Below are 18,094 nucleotides of genomic sequence, written 5' to 3'. Positions count from 1 at the left end.
ACGAGGCGTTTATCAAGGTTGAATCCGGAGCCTCAAGACGAACAACTGATCTCCAGATGCTTGCCCCACTCCGGCGGCCGCTCGGCATAACCTTCCATCCCCGGCTGCTCGTCGAACGGCGTGCTCAGCACCGCATGCAGCCGGCGCACTTCTGAGTAGTCGCCTTGCTCGGCGGCATCGATAGCCTTCTGCGCCAAGTAGTTGCGCAGGATGTACAGCGGATTGACCGCGTGCATCCGCGCCCGGCGTTGCTGCTGATCGCTGTCGCCATCGCGGGCAACCCGGGCCACGTAACGCTCGCCCCAGGCATCGAAGCCTTTGATGTCGACGAAGTCATCGCGCAAGCGGGCGACAGCTTGCTCTGCGGACTCTTCGCCGAGATGGCGGAAGAACAGCGTGTAATCGACGGCGCTGTTCTGCATCAGTTGCAACAGGTCTTCGAGCAGTTTCTGGTCGTCATCCTCGGCGCTGGTGAAACCGAGGCGGCGGCGCATCAGGTCCAGGTAGTGCGCCTGGAACAACGGCAGGTACAAACCGAGGGTTTCGCGCAGGGCTTCGACGCTGATGAACGGCGTCAGGGCCTGGGCTAGAGCGCTGAGGTTCCACTGGCCGATCGGCACCTGGTTGCTGAACGAGTAGCGGCCCTGATCATCCGAGTGGTTGCAGATGAAGTTGGCGTCAAAGTCGTCGAGGAAGGCGAACGGGCCGAAGTCGAAGGTGATGCCGAGGATCGACATGTTGTCGGTGTTCATCACCCCGTGACAGAAGCCGTAGGCCTGCCACTTGGCGATCAGTTCGGCATTGCGCTCGACGATCTCGCGGAACATCGCCAGATACGGTTCCGGTTGCTCCAGGCACTCGGGATAGTGCATCGCCAATACGTGTTCGCCGAGCAACTTCTGCTGCTCGGGACGCTTGGTGTAGTAGAAGTATTCGAAGTGGCCGAAGCGCACATGGCTTGGCGCCAGACGCAGCACCATCGCCGCGCGTTCCTGCTTTTCGCGCCACACCGGAGTGTCGGAGCCAATCACGCAGGCGGCACGTGAAGACGGGATGTTCAGCGCGTGCAGCGCTTCGGAGGCTAGGAATTCGCGGATCGACGAACGCAACACCGCGCGGCCATCGCCTATGCGCGAAAACGGCGTCTGCCCGGCGCCCTTCAGATGCAGGTCCCAGTGTTCACCGGCGTTGTTGTAGACCTCGCCGAGCAACAACCCGCGACCATCGCCCAGTTGCGGCGTGTAGCCACCGAACTGGTGCCCGGAATAGACCATCGCCCGTGGTTCGGCATCGGCCCACAACTTGTGGCCGCCGAACAGTTCAGCGAATTCCTGAGTCTCAGCGGTTGCCGGATCAAGATCGAGCAAGGCCAGGGCCGCCGGGCTGGCGACGACCAGGCGCGGGTTGTCGATCGGCTCGGGCAACACGTGAGCGGAGAACGCATCGCCCAGGCGGGCGAAGCGATTGTCGAAGGTCAGTTCGTCGAGGGCTTTCAAGGGCCGGCTCCAGCAGAATGTCCGAGCATTCTGCTGGGATCAGACCGGTTAGTCGAGTTTGGCCGGCGGCGGCTCTTGCAGCGGCTTTTGCTCGGCGCCGATCGGAACGATGGTTTTGTTCTCGTCCTCGATGGGCACCAACTTGTATTCCTGACCGTGGAGGTTCTTCAGGTACACCTCCATCTGGCGGAACGAGATGTTGATGTGCTGCTTCTTGAACTCGCGGTTGATGAAGCGGTTCACTTCGTCGATCACCGGGTTACGGTCACCGAGGTCACGTACGTGCATGCGCAGTTCGTGGTCGAGGGTGCTTTCGCCGAAGTTGAGGAAGTACACGTGCGGCTCGGGCTCTTTGAGCACGCGCGGGTTTTCCCGGGCAGCCTTGAGCAGCAGTTCCTTGACCAGATCCAGGTCAGAGCCGTAATCCACGCCCAGCTTCAAGGTGACGCGGGTGATGGTATCGGTCAGCGACCAGTTGATCAGTTGCCCGGTGATGAACGTCTTGTTCGGGACAATGATGTCCTTGCGGTCGAAATCGGTGATGGTCGTGGCGCGGATGCGGATCTTGCTCACCGTGCCTGACAGGTTGCCGATGGTGATGGTGTCGCCGATCCGCACCGGACGCTCGAACAGGATCATGATGCCGGAGATGAAGTTGGCGAAGATCTCCTGCATACCGAAACCGAGGCCGACCGACAGCGCCGCCACCAGCCATTGCAACTTGTCCCAGCTGACGCCGAGGGTCGACAGGGTCGAGACAAAACCGACACCGGCGATCACGTAAGACAGCAGCGTCGTGGTCGCATAGGCGCTGCCCTGCGCCAGATTGAGTTTCGACAGCACGAACACTTCGAGCAGACCCGGCAGGTTACGCGCCAGGGCGAAGGTGATGCCGATGATGATCAGCGCGCCGAGCATGTCGCCGATGCTGATCGGCACCATGCTCATGTTGGCGCCAGTGCCGCTGGTGTATTCGTAGAGGGTGATGTTGTCGAGGTACGAGAACACCGAGATCAGGTCAGCCCAGACCCAGTACAGCGCGGCGATGAAGCCGCCGAGCAGTGCCAGACGGATCAGGCGCAGGGATTGTTCGTTGACTTTTTCGATGTCCAGGGTCGGCTCTTCGATCACCGCTTCGCCGTCGCCGGCCTCTTTCGCCGCCTGACGTTTGGCCAGGGCGCGCTGATAGGCCAGACGGCGTGCGGCGACCGCCAGACCGCGCACGAACGTGGCTTCGATCACCAGCCAGAACATCAGCAGGTACAGGGTGTTGATCAACCGGTCGCTGAGTTTCAGCGCGGTGTAGTAGTAGCCGAAGCACACCGCGACGAACAGGGCGATTGGCAGCAGGGTGAACATCACGCCCACGGCCCTGCGGAACAATGAGGTGTTTTCGTGGGCCGGACTGCTGATCAGCAGACGGCTGAGCAGCCACGCCATCAGGGCGTAGCAGGTCAATACCACCGGCATGCCGAGCACGTCGTCAGCCAGCGCTGCCGGTTGCAATTCGGCCACCGCCACCACGGTCACCAGCGCCATCACCACCAGCCCGAGGCGACGGATCCAGCCCTGAAGGAACTCGACCTGCGGTTTGTCCCAGCGGAAGTGCAACTCCGCCACGCCGCCCGGCGAGAGAATCCGGTAAGCGGTGTAGAACACCAGCCACGCCTGACCCATTTGCAGCAACGCCGCGCCCATGTTGGCATTCTGACCGCGGGCGTCGATCTGCAGGGCCAGACCGCACAGACCCAGACCCAGCGCCACCGGCATCGCCAGCAGAATGTTGATCAGAATCGCCTGGGGCGTATGCCACTGGCTGTCACGCTTGAAGTGCCCGATGTCCTGGTGAACCTTGTTCAGTCGCGCATACAGCGCCTTGCGCCGCCACAGCAGAGCGCCGATCAGCAAGGCCAGCGGCAGGAACAACAGCGGGCGCTGGGTCAGGCCGTCGGTCAGCTCGCTCAGGCTTGAGGCCAGCGGCAGGGTGTCGATCTGGCGCTTGAGCCGCTCTGGCACGCCGCGAATCCATTCCGCGTCCAGCGGCTTGTTGCTGGGGATCCAGAACATCTGCTCGTCGAGAGTCGCACGCAGGCTCTGCGCGGTGCTCAGCAGTTGTTTCTGGTTGAGTTGCAGGGTGATCGATTCGTTGAGCACCGCGCTCAGTTCGCGGTTCAGACGCTCCAGCAGGTCGGCGCGGGTGTTGGCCAGTTCCATCAGGCTCTTGCGCAATTGCGGGGTGACTTGTTCCGGCGGCTGGGTGGAAAGCAGGTTGTCGACGTAGGTCGCCGGATTGCTCAGCAGTTCGCGCTGCTGGCTGACTTCGAACTGATACAGGCGAATGTCGGCAATCTGGTCCGCCAGATCGCGGTCGACCTTGAGCCGGGGCAGCGCCTGTTTCTGCTTATAGAGAATCTTCGACAGCAGCAGACTGCCCTTGAGCACGTTGATCTGCTCGTCGAGAGCCGAGTCGCTCTGGGTCAGGCTGTCGAGTTGCTGTTTGGTCTGCAGGTTCTGTTGAGTGACTTCGTTGAGGCGGTCGGTGCTTTTGAGCAGGTAATCGGAGAGCTTGAGGTTGGCCGCACTTTCGGTGGCGAGCAGGCTGCTGCCGCCGGCCTTCTGCGCCTCGATCGACTGCTGGGTCACGGTTTCCTGAGATTGCGCCAGACGCTTCTGGTTGATCAGGGTCTGCAGTTCCTGGATCTCGCGATCGAGACGGTCGGATTTCTCCGAGAGCAGGTCGTGCTGACTGTTGCCCAGATCCTGCAGCTGGCTGTTGCCCGCCAGTTCCTGGCGGCGCAGCGGAATCAGTGAGTTCAACGCGGCGAGCTCGGCGTTCAACTGGTCGCGCTGCTCGGCGCTGACGGTCTTGCCCGCGTCCTTGCCGGACTTGAGGATGTTGTTGATCTGCTGGATGCGCGTCTGGCTGGCAGAGATTTCCGCCTGCGCCCGCTCGGGACGGGTCTGGGCAGTGATGATCAGGCTGTTGGCATCGGCCAGGGCTTTTTGCAGATCGCTCTGCTGGGTCGAGCGATCGGTGAGGATCTGCTCTAACTGCTGGATCGACTCTTTGGTGAAGCGCTGCGCCACCGGCACCACTGGCGTGGCCTTGAGGCGCGTCAGTTCGCGGGTGTTCTCGATGGTCTGCCGCGGGGCGGAGGCCAGTTGCTGCTTGAGGTCGATCAGCTTCTGGTCGTAATCACGCCGGCTGTTGAGTTGATTGAGCGTGGTTTGCAGGACCGTCTGCAGGCTCTTTTTGTCGGCATCCGGCAGTTTGCTGTCGGCCAGTTTGTCGAGGCTGGCCTGCACGGCTTCGCTGGACGGCGGTTCGGCGGCGTAGAGCGGGCCGACGGAAAGACTCAGGCCCAGCAGGGCCGCGAAAAAGAAAGAGCGCAGGGTAGGCATAGAGACCGGTCAAGCAAGTGAGAGTGGACGCAGTTTAGAGGAAGAGACCGGGACCCGGGCGACTTCCTTCGGGGAATCTGACGCCCACTTTGCCGATCTTGTTCCCGTCCATGACCGCGACCGTCCAGTGAGTGTTGTTCCACTCCACCTGGTCGCCAACGATCGGTGCCCCCCCGACCTTGTGGGCAATGAACGCACCCAGGGTCATGTCCGGATCTATGCCTTCGGCCGGTAGGCCATACAGCGCGGCAACCGCTTTAAGCTGGGCGTCTCCTTCGAGCACGAAGTCGCCGAAGAAGCGCAGATCCAGACCGCGTTGCGGCGCCTGGCTGAACAGTTTTCCGAGCGCTGGCAAGTTGTGTTCATGGCCGATAACACACAGCAAATCATCGACTTCCAGCACCGTACTACCCGACGGATGGAGCAGTTGCTGGCCACGAAACAGGGCGGCGATACGTGTGCCTTCGGGCATTTTCAGCTCGCGCAGGGGCGAACCGATGCACCATTTCTCGGCGCCGAGCTTGTAAACGAACAGCTCCCACTCGCTGGTGATGTGCACTTCCAGTGCCGAACGGGAAATCGGCGCCGGCTCCGGCGGGACCGTCACCTTCAACAGTTTGGCCACCCACGGCAGGCTCGTGCCCTGCACCAGCAGCGACACCAGCACAATGAAGAACGCGAGGTTGAAGTACAGCTGCGCATTCGGCAACCCGGCCATCAGCGGGAACACCGCGAGAATGATCGGTACCGCGCCGCGCAACCCGACCCAGGAAATAAACGCTTTCTCGCGGCCGTGGAACGCCTTGAACGGCAGCAGGCCGACCAGCACCGACAGCGGCCGGGCGAACAGAATCATCCATAGCGCCAGACCCAGCGCCGGCAAGGCGATCGGCAGCAGATCATGCGGAGTGACCAGCAGCCCCAGCACCAGGAACATGCCGATCTGTGCCAGCCACGCCATGCCGTCGAGCATGTGCAGAATGCCGTGACGGCTGCGCACCGGGCGGTTGCCGATCACCAGACCGCACAGGTACACCGCGAGGAAGCCGCTGCCGTGCAGGGCGTTGGTCAGGGCGAACACCACCAGGCCGCCGGCGATCACCAGAATCGGGTACAGGCCGGTAGCGAGGTTGATCCGGTTGACCAGTTGCAGCATCAGCCAGCCACCGCCGAGGCCGATCACGCCGCCGATGCCGAATTCGCGAATCAGGTGGGTCAACAGGCTCCAGTGCAGGCCGGTCTGGCCGCTGGCGAGCATGTCGATCAGGGTCACGGTGAGAAACACCGCCATCGGGTCGTTGCTGCCGGATTCGATTTCCAGGCTGGCGGTCACCCGTTCGTTGAGGCCCTTGCCGCCGAGCAGCGAGAACACTGCGGCGGCGTCCGTGGAGCCGACGATGGCGCCGATCAGCAGGCCCTGGATCAGGTTCAGGTCGAACAGCCATGCCGCGGCCATACCGGTCAGCCCGGTGGTGATCAACACCCCGACCGTCGCCAGCGACAGCGCCGGCCACAGGGCCACGCGGAAACTCGAGACCCGCGTGCGCAAGCCGCCGTCGAGGAGGATCACCGCCAGTGCGAGGTTGCCGACCAGATAGGCCGTCGGGTAGTTATCGAAAATGATCCCGCCGCCATCGACCCCGGCGGCCATGCCGACCGCAAGAATAATGACCAGAATCGGGATGCCGAGACGGGAGGAAAGTGAGCTGACAAGAATGCTCGCACCTACCAGCAACGCGCCGATCAAGAACAGGCTGTTGATGGTCGTCGCATTCAAAGGCAGTACTCCAGAAGCGTAAAGACGGGCACAAACTGACCATGCAGTCTGCGTGCCAGCGATTCTAACCTGTTGAAATGTGATGCTGTCAAAAAGCTTTTTACGCTATGGGATTTGAGGTATGGGTTCGGCTGGGGATCGCTACCCTCACCCTAGCCCTCTCCCGGAGGGAGAGGGGACCGACCGCGGGGTTTGTTCAAGTTACACCGACCTGCAATATCGAGCCGAACTCAAAATCTGCAAAGCTCCCAATGTGCTCCCTTTCCCCCTCTCCCTCTGGGAGAGGGCTGGGGTGAGGGGCTTTTGACCTTGATCTGAAAATTTACAGGCTGAACCGCCCGACCATGTTGTTCAGATCCAGCGCCAGGCGCGACAGCTCGTTGCTGGCCGCACTGGTCTGATTCGCGCCGGTAGCCGATTGCACCGACAGGTCGCGGATGTTCACCAGGTTGCGATCCACTTCGCGGGCCACTTGTGCCTGTTCTTCAGCGGCACTGGCGATCACCAGATTGCGCTCGTTGATCTCGACGATCGCGGTATTGATGATGTCCAGCGACATCCCGGCACCCCGCGCGATGTTCAGCGTCGATTCGGCGCGCTCGGTGCTGTTGCGCATCGAATCCACGGCGTGTTCGGTGCCGCTCTGGATGCTGCCGATCATGCGTTCGATTTCGCTGGTCGACTGCTGGGTGCGATGCGCCAGCGCACGCACTTCGTCGGCGACCACGGCAAAACCGCGACCGGCTTCACCGGCACGTGCCGCTTCAATTGCCGCGTTCAGGGCCAGCAGGTTGGTCTGATCCGCCAGACCACGAATCACGTCCAGCACCTTGCCGATGTCTCGGGATTCATTCGCCAGATCGCCGATCAGGGTCGCAGTGCTCTGCACATCGGCGCTCATGCGTTCGATGGCGCTGACGGTTTCCTGTACCAGGTCACGGCCGTCGCCGGCCGAAGTGGTGGCGTTCTTCGAGGCTTCCGAAGTGCTCACCGCATTGCGCGCGACTTCTTCCACGGCGCTGGTCATCTCGTTGACAGCGGTGGCGGCCTGCTCGATTTCGTTGTTCTGCTGGGTCAGGCCGCGGGCGCTTTCGTCGGTGACACTGTTCAGTTCTTCCGCTGCAGATGCAAGCTGGGTGGCCGAGCCGGAGATGCGCTGCAAGGTGTCGCGCAGCTTCGATTGCATCTTGGCCATGGCCGCCAGCAGACGCCCGGCTTCGTCGGTGCCGTCGACGTGGATCGGCTGGGTCAGGTTGCCTTCGGCGATGGTTTCCGCCGCGTCCAGCGCTTTGGAAATCGGCTTGGTGATGCTGATGGTCAGCAGCCAGGCGAACAGGAAGGTCAGGCCGGTCGCCACGACCAGCAGGGTGACCACCAGATTGAACGCCGAGGAATACTGGTCGACCGCCTCTTGATTGGTCTGGCTGATCTGCTCGCCGTTGATCTGCATCAGGCGGTTGAGCACGGTGTTCATCGCTTCGGAGTTGTTCAGCAACTCGGTGTTGAGCAGGTTGCGCAACTCGTCCACCTGATTGTTGCGCGACAGGCTCTTCATCCGGTCTTCGATCTGACGGTACTGGCCGAGCAACTGCACATATTGATCGTAGGCCGCGCGTTCCTGCGGGCCGCTGATCAACGGCTCATAGGCCGATTGGGCAGCGCGGATCTGCTGGTTGCGGGTGTCCAGCAGTTCCATGGTCTTCTGCTGTACGTCCGGCTCGCGATTGACCAGCAAGCGGTAGGACAGCACCCGCAGGCGCAAGGTCAGTTGGGTGAACTCGTCGAGGTTCTTGATGCTCGGCACGCTGCTGTTGGTGATGTCCTCGGCAGCGCCGCGGATTTTGCTCATCTGGTTCAGGGCGAACACGCCTAGAATCAGCATCAGGCCGCCGATCAGGGCGAAGCCGGTGAACGCCCGGGGGGCGATATTCATATTGCGAAGGGACATGGTGCGGATACCAAAAAGGGCCGCATCCATGCGGGCTGAGACTGCTGTATGGATGACTTATCGGTCATACGACTAAAGTCTTGAGGCACTGTGCGTATTTGTCGCATATGGGCCTGAGCGACGAAGTGCAGGAACCAGATCGGCAGATCACAGTCTTTTAAACTCGCGAGAACGGTCGGCCGCCAGGAAAATCAAGGCCTTGCGCCGGTATAACCCTGGCATCCGCAGTGACTTTTCTTTATCGTACGCGCCCTTTGAAAAACGCCTGGAAGATCAAAATGTTGGAAGCATCCCTCAGCCAATTGGAACAGCTCGTCAGCGACCTGGTGCAACAGAACCAGACCCTCACGCAAACCAACCAGACCCTGTCCACGGAACTGGCCCAGGCCAAGGATGAAAACGAAAGCCTGCAACTGAGCCTGATGGAACAGGAAGAGAAGCACGGCGCCACCGCAGCGCGCATCCAGGCTCTGGTTGATCGCGTCAACGCAGGCCCTGTCAGCGCATGAACCACGGCACCGCAGGGGTAAAAGTCATCTCCATTCTCGGGGAGGACTATTCGATCAAGGCACCGGCCGGGGAAGAACAGACCCTGCTGGACGCCGCACTGATGCTCAAGGCCGCCCTGGCCGACACCAAACGCAAATACCCGACGCTGATCGGTGACCGCTTGCTGGTGCTGGCAGCGATGAACCTGTGCTCGCAGCAGATCGAAATGAAGAAGCAGCATCAGGCAGAACTCGACCGTTACCAAGAGCAAGTCAGCGCCACGGTCGACACCATCGCCAAGACCATCAATCAGGGCTGATGGGGTTGCGCACAACCAAAGAATAAATTGTCGATCAGGTTGTATACAATCGGCACGGCTGTTGCATTGTTTCGGCCACTTATTCTTTGGGGGTGCTCCATGCAGTTGTGGCGACGCAGTATTCAATGGCAGCTGATTCTCAGCATGGGCACCGCCCTGCTGGTCAGCATCCTGATCGTGGTTGGCATTTATACCCTGGTGGTCAACCGCCTCGCCCAGAGCTATCTGGTCGAACAAGCGCTGCCGTCGAGCATCGAAGCGACGCGCAACGACATCGAACGCATCCTCGTCCAGCCGCTGACCGCCGCCAAAGACATCGCCAGCAACAGCATGGTGCGCGATTGGCTGGCCTCGGGTGAAGACAGCAGCAAAACGGCGGCCTTCGCGCAGTATCTGGAAGGCATCCGCGCCGAACATAAAGCTTTCACCGCGTTGATCATCGGCACCGACTCCAATCACTACATCACCGAAAAGGGCCTGGATCGCACCCTCAGTCGGACCAAACCGGCCGATGCCTGGTTTTATTCCTTCCTCGACAGCCATCAGCCGCGCACCCTGAACATCGACAACGATGGCGCCACCGGAGAATTGGCACTGTTCATCGACTTGAAGGTCGAGCAGGCCGGCAAAGTTGTCGGCGTCGCGGGACTCGGCCTAAGCATGAAAGAGCTGTCGGAGTTGATCCACAACTTCAGCTTTGGCGAGCGCGGCAAGGTCTATCTCGTGCGTTCCGACGGTTTGATCCAGGTCCATCCCGAAGCGCAGTTCAGTGGCAAGCGCACCCTCACGGAGCAGATCGGGGCGTCGGCGGCGCAAGCGGTCATGGGGCAAAAAGTCGCCACCAACAGTTCCTTCCAGCGCGATGGCGAAGACTTCCTCGCCTTCAGCCTGCCGCTGCGCGATCTGGGCTGGACGCTGGTGGCCGAAGTGCCGCAATCTCAGATCTACGCCGAAGCCCGCAAGGCGATGTGGATGAGTGGCGGCATCGGTCTGGCGGTGGCACTGGTGTGCCTGGCGCTGGTGGTGTGGCTGGCCCAAGGGCTGGTGCGACCGATTCGTCAGGTAACAGCCGCGCTGGTAGCGATCGGTAGCGGCGGTGGAGATTTGACCCATCGGTTAGATTCCAGCCGCGCCGATGAGCTGGGCGATCTCGCGCGCGGCTTCAACCGTTTTCTCGACAGCCAGCGCGGGCTGATCGGCGAAGTGCTGACCACCAGCGAGCGTCTGCGCACAGCAGTCGGCCAAGTGGCGAAAGTGGTGGAAAACACCGCCGAACGCTCCGGGCGCCAGCAGGAAATGACCGACATGGTTGCCACGGCGGTGCATGAGATGGGCCTGACCGTGCAGGAAATTGCGCAGAACGCCGGCAACGCCGCGCTGGCTTCACAAACTGCTCGCGATGAAGCGCTGCAGGCGCGGGAAGTGGTCGGTGGCTCGATCCGTCATATCGAAAGCATGTCCGATGAGATTGGTGTGGCGGCGGGCGCGGTGGGTGAGCTGGCGCATCAGGTGGCGTCGATCGATTCGGTACTGGCGGTGATTCGCGGCGTGTCCGAGCAGACCAACTTGCTGGCGCTCAACGCGGCGATTGAAGCGGCGCGCGCCGGAGATATGGGGCGCGGGTTTGCCGTGGTGGCGGATGAAGTGCGCACCTTGGCGCGCAGGACTCAGGCGTCTACCGACGAAATCCAGCAAATGATCGGCAGCCTCAAACAAGGCGCAGAGAATGCCGTGTCATCGATGCGCACCGGGCAGGCGGCGACCGGCACCGGGGTTGAATCGAGCCAGCGTACTGGCGCGTCGTTGACCGCGATTACCGGGCAGGTCGAGCGCATCAGTGACATGAACCATCAGGTGGCCACGGCCACGGAAGAGCAGTCTGCAGTGACCGAGGAGATCAACCGCAATGTGCAGGGGATTTCCGATCTGGCCCGGGCCACGGCGGGCGAGGTGCGGGCGTGTCGCGAGGATTGTCAGATGTTGCAGCGGTTGGCGGATGATCTGGCAAGGCAGATGGGTGGGTTCAAGTTGAGCTGAGTGCTGAGTCTGAAAGCCCCTCACCCTAGCCCTCTCCCGGAGGGAGAGGGGACTGACCGAGCCGTCTCTCGCTATACATCGACCTGAAAACGCCAGTCGATTATGGATTCGGTAGACCTCTTTCAGGTCGATGGAGTATTCAAGCATACCCTGTTCGGCCCCCTCTCCCTCCGGGAGAGGGCTGGGGTGAGGGTTGGCTCTCAGAACCACCCATCCTGCATCGCCAGGCACGTATCATCCCGCGCCTCCAGCAACGCCAGCTCATGGTGACAGCCCGGCACTTCCCACGTCAGGAAGTAGCGCGCCGCCTGCAGCTTGCCCTTATAGAAGTCAGCATCTGCCGCATTGCCTTTGGCCAGACCTTCCTCGGCGCGGATCGCCTGTTCCAGCCAGCGCCAGCCAATCACCGTGTGCCCGAATACCTTCAAGTACAGCGCCGAATTCGCCAGGCTGCTGTTGACCTTGCCCTGCGCCAGATCGGTCAGCAGGCCGATGGTGACTGTTTGCAGGCGAGCCACCAATTGCTCCAGTGGCTCACGCAGTGCGGTCAACGATTCGTACGCTGTCGCGCGCTCGGCGGTGTTGGCGATCAGACGGATCAGTTGCTTCAATCCGGCGCCGCCGTTCTGCGCCAGTTTGCGCCCGAGCAAGTCCAGCGACTGAATACCGTGGGTGCCTTCGTGGATCGGGTTCAGGCGGTTGTCGCGGTAGTACTGTTCCACCGGGTATTCGCGGGTGTAACCGTGACCGCCGAGAATCTGGATCGCCAGTTCGTTGGCCTTCAGGCAGAACTCCGACGGCCAGGATTTGACGATCGGCGTCAGCAAGTCCAGCAGCTCGTGGGCCTGTTTGCGCTCGCCTTCGGTTTCCAGCGTGGTGGTGTCATCGAACAGCCGCGCCGCGTACAGGCCGAGGTCAAACGCCCCTTCGACGTAGGATTTTTGCGTCAGCAGCATGCGTCTGACGTCCGCGTGCTGAATGATCGCCACTGGCGCAGTGCTCGGATCCTTGCTGTCCGGGACTCGGCCTTGCGGGCGTTCGCGGGCGTATTCCAGCGAGTACAGGTAACCGGCGTAGCCGAGCATCACCGCGCCCATGCCGACGCCAATCCGCGCCTCGTTCATCATCTGGAACATGTAGCTCAAACCATGGTGCGGCTTGCCCACCAGATAGCCGACGCATTCGCCGTTATCGCCGAAGTTCAGCGCGGTGGAAGTGGTGCCGCGCCAGCCCATCTTGTGGAACAGCCCGGCCAGCAGCACATCGTTGCGCTCGCCGAGGCTGCCGTCATCGTTGACCAGAAATTTCGGCACGATGAACAGCGAAATACCCTTCACCCCCGGCGGCGCGTCCGGCAGCTTGGCCAGGACCATGTGCACGATGTTTTCCGACAGCGGATGATCGCCGCCGGAAATGAAGATCTTGTTGCCCTTGAGTCGATAAGTGCCGTCGGACGCCGGCTCGGCGCGGGTACGAATATCCGACAGCGATGAGCCAGCGTGCGGTTCGGTCAGGGCCATGGTGCCGAAGAAGCGCCCGTCGATCATTGGTTGCAGGAAGCGCTGTTTCTGCTCGGCGCTGCCAAAGCTTTCGATCAGGTTGGCCGCGCCCATGGTCAGGAACGGGTAGGAGGTGGTCGCCGCGTTCGCCGCTTGAAAGTGCGCAAAGCAGGCTTGCGACAGCAGCGTCGGCAGTTGCATGCCGCCGGCTTCGAAGCTTCGCGCGGCATTGAGGAAGCCGGCCTCGAGGAACGCGTCCACCGCCGGTTTCACTTCCGGGATCAGAACCGCCTGACTATTTTCGTAGCGCGGCTCGTTCTCGTCGCCCTTGCGGTTGTGCGGCGCGAAGTATTTCTCGGCGATGCTGCGCGCGGTGCCGATGGCCGCGTCGAAGGTCTCGCGGTTGTGTTCGGCGAAGCGCTCACGCCGGGTCAGGCCCTCGGCATCGAGGACTTCGTACAGCTCGAAAGCCAGATTACGGGAACTGAGCAGCGTCTCGGACATGGCGGCCTACCTGAACATTGGGATTGGGCCGAGTCTAGGCTTGCTGATAAAGGCTGAATACGATGATTGATGGCGGTGATGTCAGGGCCGAGCACCGACTTAACAAACACCCCAAAACAACTGTGGGAGCGGGCTTGCTCGCGAATGCGGTGGATCAGTCACTGGAGATGTCGACTGACACAACGCCTTCGCGAGCAAGCCCGCTCCCACATTGGGATTTGATTGTCAGGCAACCATCGCGGTTGCCTGACTTATCGGGTTTAACCGATGGTCATCAAGCTCGCATTACCCCCCGCCGCCGCGGTGTTGACGCTCAACGCCCGCTCGATCACCAGACGCTCCAGCGCGATGTTGGTCTCGCCCTGGGACAAGCCCTGAACGCCAACGATCGCACCGGCACGCTTGGCAATCTGCTGGCAGACACCACGCAACTGGTCGGAATGGCCGTGATGCAGCACGGCATCAAACACCACTTCATCCTTGTGCCAGTCGGCAACCCGTTTGATCCGCGCCTGAACGTCCTTCGGCAGGCGTGCGAACAAGGCCTTGCTGATGTCGGATTCCGGCCATACCGCCGAACCGCCGACCGCCAAGACCGCCGCCAGTTGAGTCAGCAGATCGCCTTCGACGTCGGCCAGGCACAGCACGTGTTCACGCGGCAGGATCGCGTAGCTGTTCTTCTCGCCGGTCGGGCCGGCCAGCACGCGGGTGATGCCGCTTTGCGATTGCGCGGCGTACTGCACGCACAGGGTGCTCAGTTCGGCGTACTGGTTGCTCTCGGCCCAGGCCTTGAAGGCGTTCAGCGGTTTGCTCATGGCATCACGCAGACGCACGTCCGGGGCGACGGCTGCATCACCGCGAGCGAAGGATTGTTCGATCGCGTCAGTAGGACGGGTCGACAGCAGGCGGTACAGGTACAGCGGACCACCGGCTTTCGGGCCAGTACCCGACAGGCCTTCGCCGCCGAATGGCTGCACGCCGACCACGGCACCGACGATGTTGCGGTTGACGTAGACGTTACCGGCGTTGACGTTGTCGATCACCTTGGCGATGGTCTCGTCGATGCGGGTGTGTACGCCGAGGGTCAGGCCATAACCGGAGGCATTGATCTGGCCGATCAACTGGTCGATGTCCTTGCGCTTGTAGCGCACCACGTGCAGCACCGGGCCGAAGATCTCGCGTTGCAGTTCATCGAAGCTTTCCAATTCGATCAGGGTCGGCATGACGAAGGTGCCGCGTTTGACTTCTTCGCTGTCGGCGATAGCCACCTGGTACACGCTGCGACCTTTATCGCGCATGCCCTGGATGTGCTTGTCGATGCCGGCCTTGGCTTCGGCGTCGATCACCGGGCCAATGTCCACGGACAGACGCTCAGGGTTGCCGAGGCGGCTTTCAGCCATCGCGCCTTTGAGCATTTCGATGACACGGTCGGCGGAGTCTTCCTGCAGGCACAGCACGCGCAGGGCCGAGCAACGCTGACCGGCACTGTCGAAGGCCGAGGACACCACGTCGATCACCACTTGTTCGGTCAGCGCCGAGGAGTCAACGATCATCGCGTTCTGCCCGCCGGTTTCGGCGATCAGCGGAATCGGACGGCCCTGGCTGTCGAGACGACCTGCGATGTTGCGTTGCAGCAGGCGCGCCACTTCGGTGGAACCGGTGAACATCACGCCTTTGACGCGCTCATCACCGACCAGACCGGCGCCGACGGTTTCACCGCGACCCGGCAGCAGTTGCAGCACGCCTTCGGGAATCCCGGCTTCCAGCAGCAAGCGCACGGCTTGCGCGGCAACCAACGGAGTCTGCTCAGCCGGTTTGGCCAGTACCGGGTTACCGGCGGCCAGTGCGGCAGCGACCTGGCCACTGAAGATGGCCAGCGGGAAGTTCCACGGGCTGATGCACACCACCGGGCCCAGTGGGCGGTGGGCGTCATTGCTGAAATCGTTGCGCGCCTGCACCGCGTAGTAACGCAGGAAGTCGACCGCTTCGCGCACTTCGGCAATGGCGTTGGCGAAGGTCTTGCCGGCTTCACGGGCCAGCAGGCCCATCAGTGGCTGGATCTCGCCTTCCATCAGGTCGGCGGCACGCTCCAGAATCGCCGCGCGCTCGGCTGGCGGAGTAGCCTGCCAGATTGGCGCAGCATTCAGGGCGCACTGGATCGCGTTGTCGACGTCTTCGACGGTGGCTTCCTGCACGTGACCGACCACATCGCGGTGATCCGCCGGGTTCAGCACTGGCGCCGGGGCTTCGTTGCTGGAAGCGCAACCGAGCATCGGTGCGGCTTTCCAGTTGTTGTGCGCAGTGGCGAGCAGGGCGCAGGACAGCGAGGCCAGACGATGTTCGTTGGCCATGTCGATGCCGGCGGAGTTGGCGCGCTCGGAGCCATACAGGTCACGCGGCAGCGGAATGCGTGGGTGCGGCAGGCCGAAACCACCTTCCACGGTCGCCATCTGCTCGATCTGGGCCACCGGATCGGCCACCAGTTCCTGAATCGAAATCGACTGGTCGGCAATGCGGTTGACGAACGAAGTGTTGGCGCCGTTTTCCAGCAGACGACGCACGAGGTACGCCAGCAGGGTTTCGTGGGTACCGACCGGTGCGTACACGCGGCACGGACGGTTCAGCTTGCCTTCGGACACTTTGCCGACAACCTGCTCGTAAAGCGGTTCGCCCATGCCGTGCAGGCACTGGAATTCGTACTGGCCCGGGTAATAGTTCTGACCGGCAATGTGGTAAATGGCCGACAGGGTGTGGGCGTTGTGCGTGGCGAACTGCGGGTAGATGACTTCCGGCACCGACAGCAGTTTGCGGGCGCAGGCGATGTAGGACACGTCGGTGTACACCTTGCGGGTGTAGACCGGATAGCCTTCCAGGCCTTCGACCTGGGCGCGCTTGATTTCGCTGTCCCAGTACGCGCCTTTCACCAGGCGGATCATCAGGCGATGACGGCTGCGACGGGCCAGATCGATCACGTAGTCGATCACGTATGGGCAACGCTTCTGGTAAGCCTGAATCACGAAGCCGATGCCGTTCCAGCCGGTCAGTTGCGGTTCGAAGCACAGGCGCTCGAGCAGATCCAGCGACAGCTCCAGGCGGTCGGCTTCTTCGGCGTCGATGTTCAGGCCGATGTCGTATTGCTTGGCCAGCAGGGTCAGCGACAGCAGGCGCGGGTACAGCTCGTCCATCACCCGCTCGTACTGCGCACGGCTGTAACGCGGGTGCAGCGCCGAGAGCTTGATGGAAATGCCCGGGCCTTCATAAATCCCACGGCCGTGGGAGGCTTTGCCGATCGAGTGAATGGCTTGTTCGTACGACGCCAGGTACTTCTGCGCGTCGTGTTCGGTGAGTGCCGCTTCACCGAGCATGTCGTAGGAATAGCGGAAGCCCTTGGCTTCGAACTTGCTCGCGTTGGCCAGCGCTTCGGCGATGGTTTCGCCGGTGACGAACTGCTCGCCCATCAGACGCATGGCCATGTCGACGCCCTTGCGGATCATCGGCTCGCCGCTCTTGCCGATGATCCGGCTCAGCGACGAAGTCAGCCCGGCTTCGTTGTGGGTCGACACCAGTTTGCCTGTCAGCAGCAGACCCCAGGTGGCGGCGTTGACGAACAGCGACGGGCTGTTGCCCAGGTGCGGCTGCCAGTTGCCGGTGCTGATCTTGTCGCGGATCAGCGCATCGCGAGTGCCTTTGTCCGGGATACGCAGCAGTGCTTCGGCCAGGCACATCAGGGCCACGCCTTCCTGGGACGACAGGGAAAATTCCTGCAGCAGGCCCTGAACAATGCCTGCACGACCGCCGGCACTTTTCTGGTTACGCAGTTTTTCCGCGATGGTCGCAGCGAGTTTGTTGGTGGCGTCGGCCATCGGTGCCGGCAGGCGTGCCTGCTCGATCAGCATCGGCACCACTTCCGGCTCAGGGCGACGGTAAGCAGCGGTGATCGATGCGCGCAGTACCGATTGCGGCAGGATGCTTTCAGCGAATTCGAGGAAGCACTGGTGGGCGTGATCGGTCTGCACTTCGCCAGCGTCATCGCTGTCCTTGGCGGTCAAACCGTTCAGCTCGGTCAGGGTTGCACCACCCTCGAGTTTTTCCAGGTAATTGAAAATTGCCTGCTTGATCAGCCAGTGCGGTGTGCGATCAATCGAGGTCGCGGCAGCCTTCAGGCGCTCGCGGGTCGGGTCATCGAGTTTGACCCCAAGGGTGGTGGTAGCCATATTTTTATCCTCATGGTTGCCACAGTTGCGTGGCATCAGCTGGCGGCAAGATTAGCCGTGCGCCGGAAGAGGTGCAACCGGGTGCAACCCTTTTTTTGTCGGAAAAATAAACGCTTCGTCAGGAATTATTTTCTGGTACTGAAGTGCCGCTCCTGCTTGGTGCTTTTACTTCTAGCAGAGAGACTCGACTGCGCTAAAAGGGAGCAAAAACGGCGTATTTATCGGTATATCCGACTAGGTGCAACTTAATCGCCAGAAACTGGTTGCACCTTTTTTACTTTGTTGCATAGCATTCGCGCCCAAGGTGCAACCGGGATAACCCGGTGCATCGGCTGGTGGCTTTCCTGGGGAAACATCAGTCCTAAATGCGCGGGATCCCGTTTCGTCTGCCAAACGTGGTCGTTTGTGG

At 61.7% G+C, this 18,094-nt stretch carries 9 protein-coding genes; 3 read left to right on the top strand and 6 right to left on the bottom strand.

What is annotated here, in order from left to right; translation table 11 throughout:
* Positions 1-32: 32 nt before the first annotated feature.
* The 4 genes from selO to KCG87_RS04900 form a co-directional block, all read right to left on the bottom strand.
* A complete protein-coding gene (gene selO, locus KCG87_RS04915) occupies positions 33-1,496 on the bottom strand; it encodes a protein adenylyltransferase SelO (protein WP_210556758.1) in 1,464 nt (487 codons plus the stop codon).
* Positions 1,497-1,544: 48 nt separating this feature from the next.
* Entirely contained in the window at positions 1,545-4,898 is a 3,354-nt protein-coding gene (gene mscK / locus KCG87_RS04910) for a mechanosensitive channel MscK (RefSeq protein ID WP_097087044.1), read from the bottom strand.
* A 34-nt stretch (positions 4,899-4,932) separates the two neighbouring features.
* Complete coding sequence (locus tag KCG87_RS04905; RefSeq protein WP_096794715.1) at positions 4,933-6,675, bottom strand: potassium/proton antiporter; 1,743 nt, start codon at positions 6,673-6,675, stop codon at positions 4,933-4,935.
* Positions 6,676-6,997: 322 nt separating this feature from the next.
* Positions 6,998-8,623: a methyl-accepting chemotaxis protein gene (locus tag KCG87_RS04900; protein WP_210556756.1), complete on the bottom strand. Its 1,626-nt coding sequence runs from the start codon at positions 8,621-8,623 to the stop codon at positions 6,998-7,000.
* A 278-nt stretch (positions 8,624-8,901) separates the two neighbouring features.
* On the opposite strand from KCG87_RS04900, the gene KCG87_RS04895 reads away from it, so the two are divergent.
* From KCG87_RS04895 to KCG87_RS04885, 3 genes are all read left to right on the top strand, one after another.
* Positions 8,902-9,132 carry a hypothetical protein gene (locus KCG87_RS04895; RefSeq protein WP_003220969.1) on the top strand — a complete coding sequence of 77 codons (231 nt, stop codon included), beginning with the start codon at positions 8,902-8,904 and terminating at the stop codon, positions 9,130-9,132.
* Entirely contained in the window at positions 9,129-9,431 is a 303-nt protein-coding gene (locus tag KCG87_RS04890; RefSeq protein ID WP_027611351.1) for a cell division protein ZapA, read from the top strand. Before KCG87_RS04895 ends, KCG87_RS04890 begins: the two co-directional genes overlap by 4 nt.
* A 99-nt stretch (positions 9,432-9,530) precedes the next feature.
* Positions 9,531-11,468, top strand: a complete 1,938-nt coding sequence (locus KCG87_RS04885) for a methyl-accepting chemotaxis protein (RefSeq protein WP_210556754.1) — start codon at positions 9,531-9,533, stop codon at positions 11,466-11,468.
* Between the two features lie 200 nt (positions 11,469-11,668).
* Here the strand turns inward: KCG87_RS04885 and KCG87_RS04880 are convergent, their stop codons facing one another.
* Positions 11,669-13,471, bottom strand: a complete 1,803-nt coding sequence (locus KCG87_RS04880; protein WP_210556753.1) for an acyl-CoA dehydrogenase — start codon at positions 13,469-13,471, stop codon at positions 11,669-11,671.
* A 260-nt stretch (positions 13,472-13,731) separates the two neighbouring features.
* Positions 13,732-17,685 (bottom strand): trifunctional transcriptional regulator/proline dehydrogenase/L-glutamate gamma-semialdehyde dehydrogenase, encoded by a 3,954-nt coding sequence (gene putA / locus KCG87_RS04875; protein WP_210556751.1) that lies wholly within the window; start codon positions 17,683-17,685, stop codon positions 13,732-13,734.
* Positions 17,686-18,094: the final 409 nt, after the last annotated feature.

It is taken from the genome of Pseudomonas sp. MWU347 (assembly GCF_017947305.1).
Classification (GTDB): Bacteria; Pseudomonadota; Gammaproteobacteria; order Pseudomonadales; family Pseudomonadaceae; genus Aquipseudomonas; species Aquipseudomonas putida_A.
This window is presented reverse-complemented; position numbering and strand designations above follow the sequence as displayed.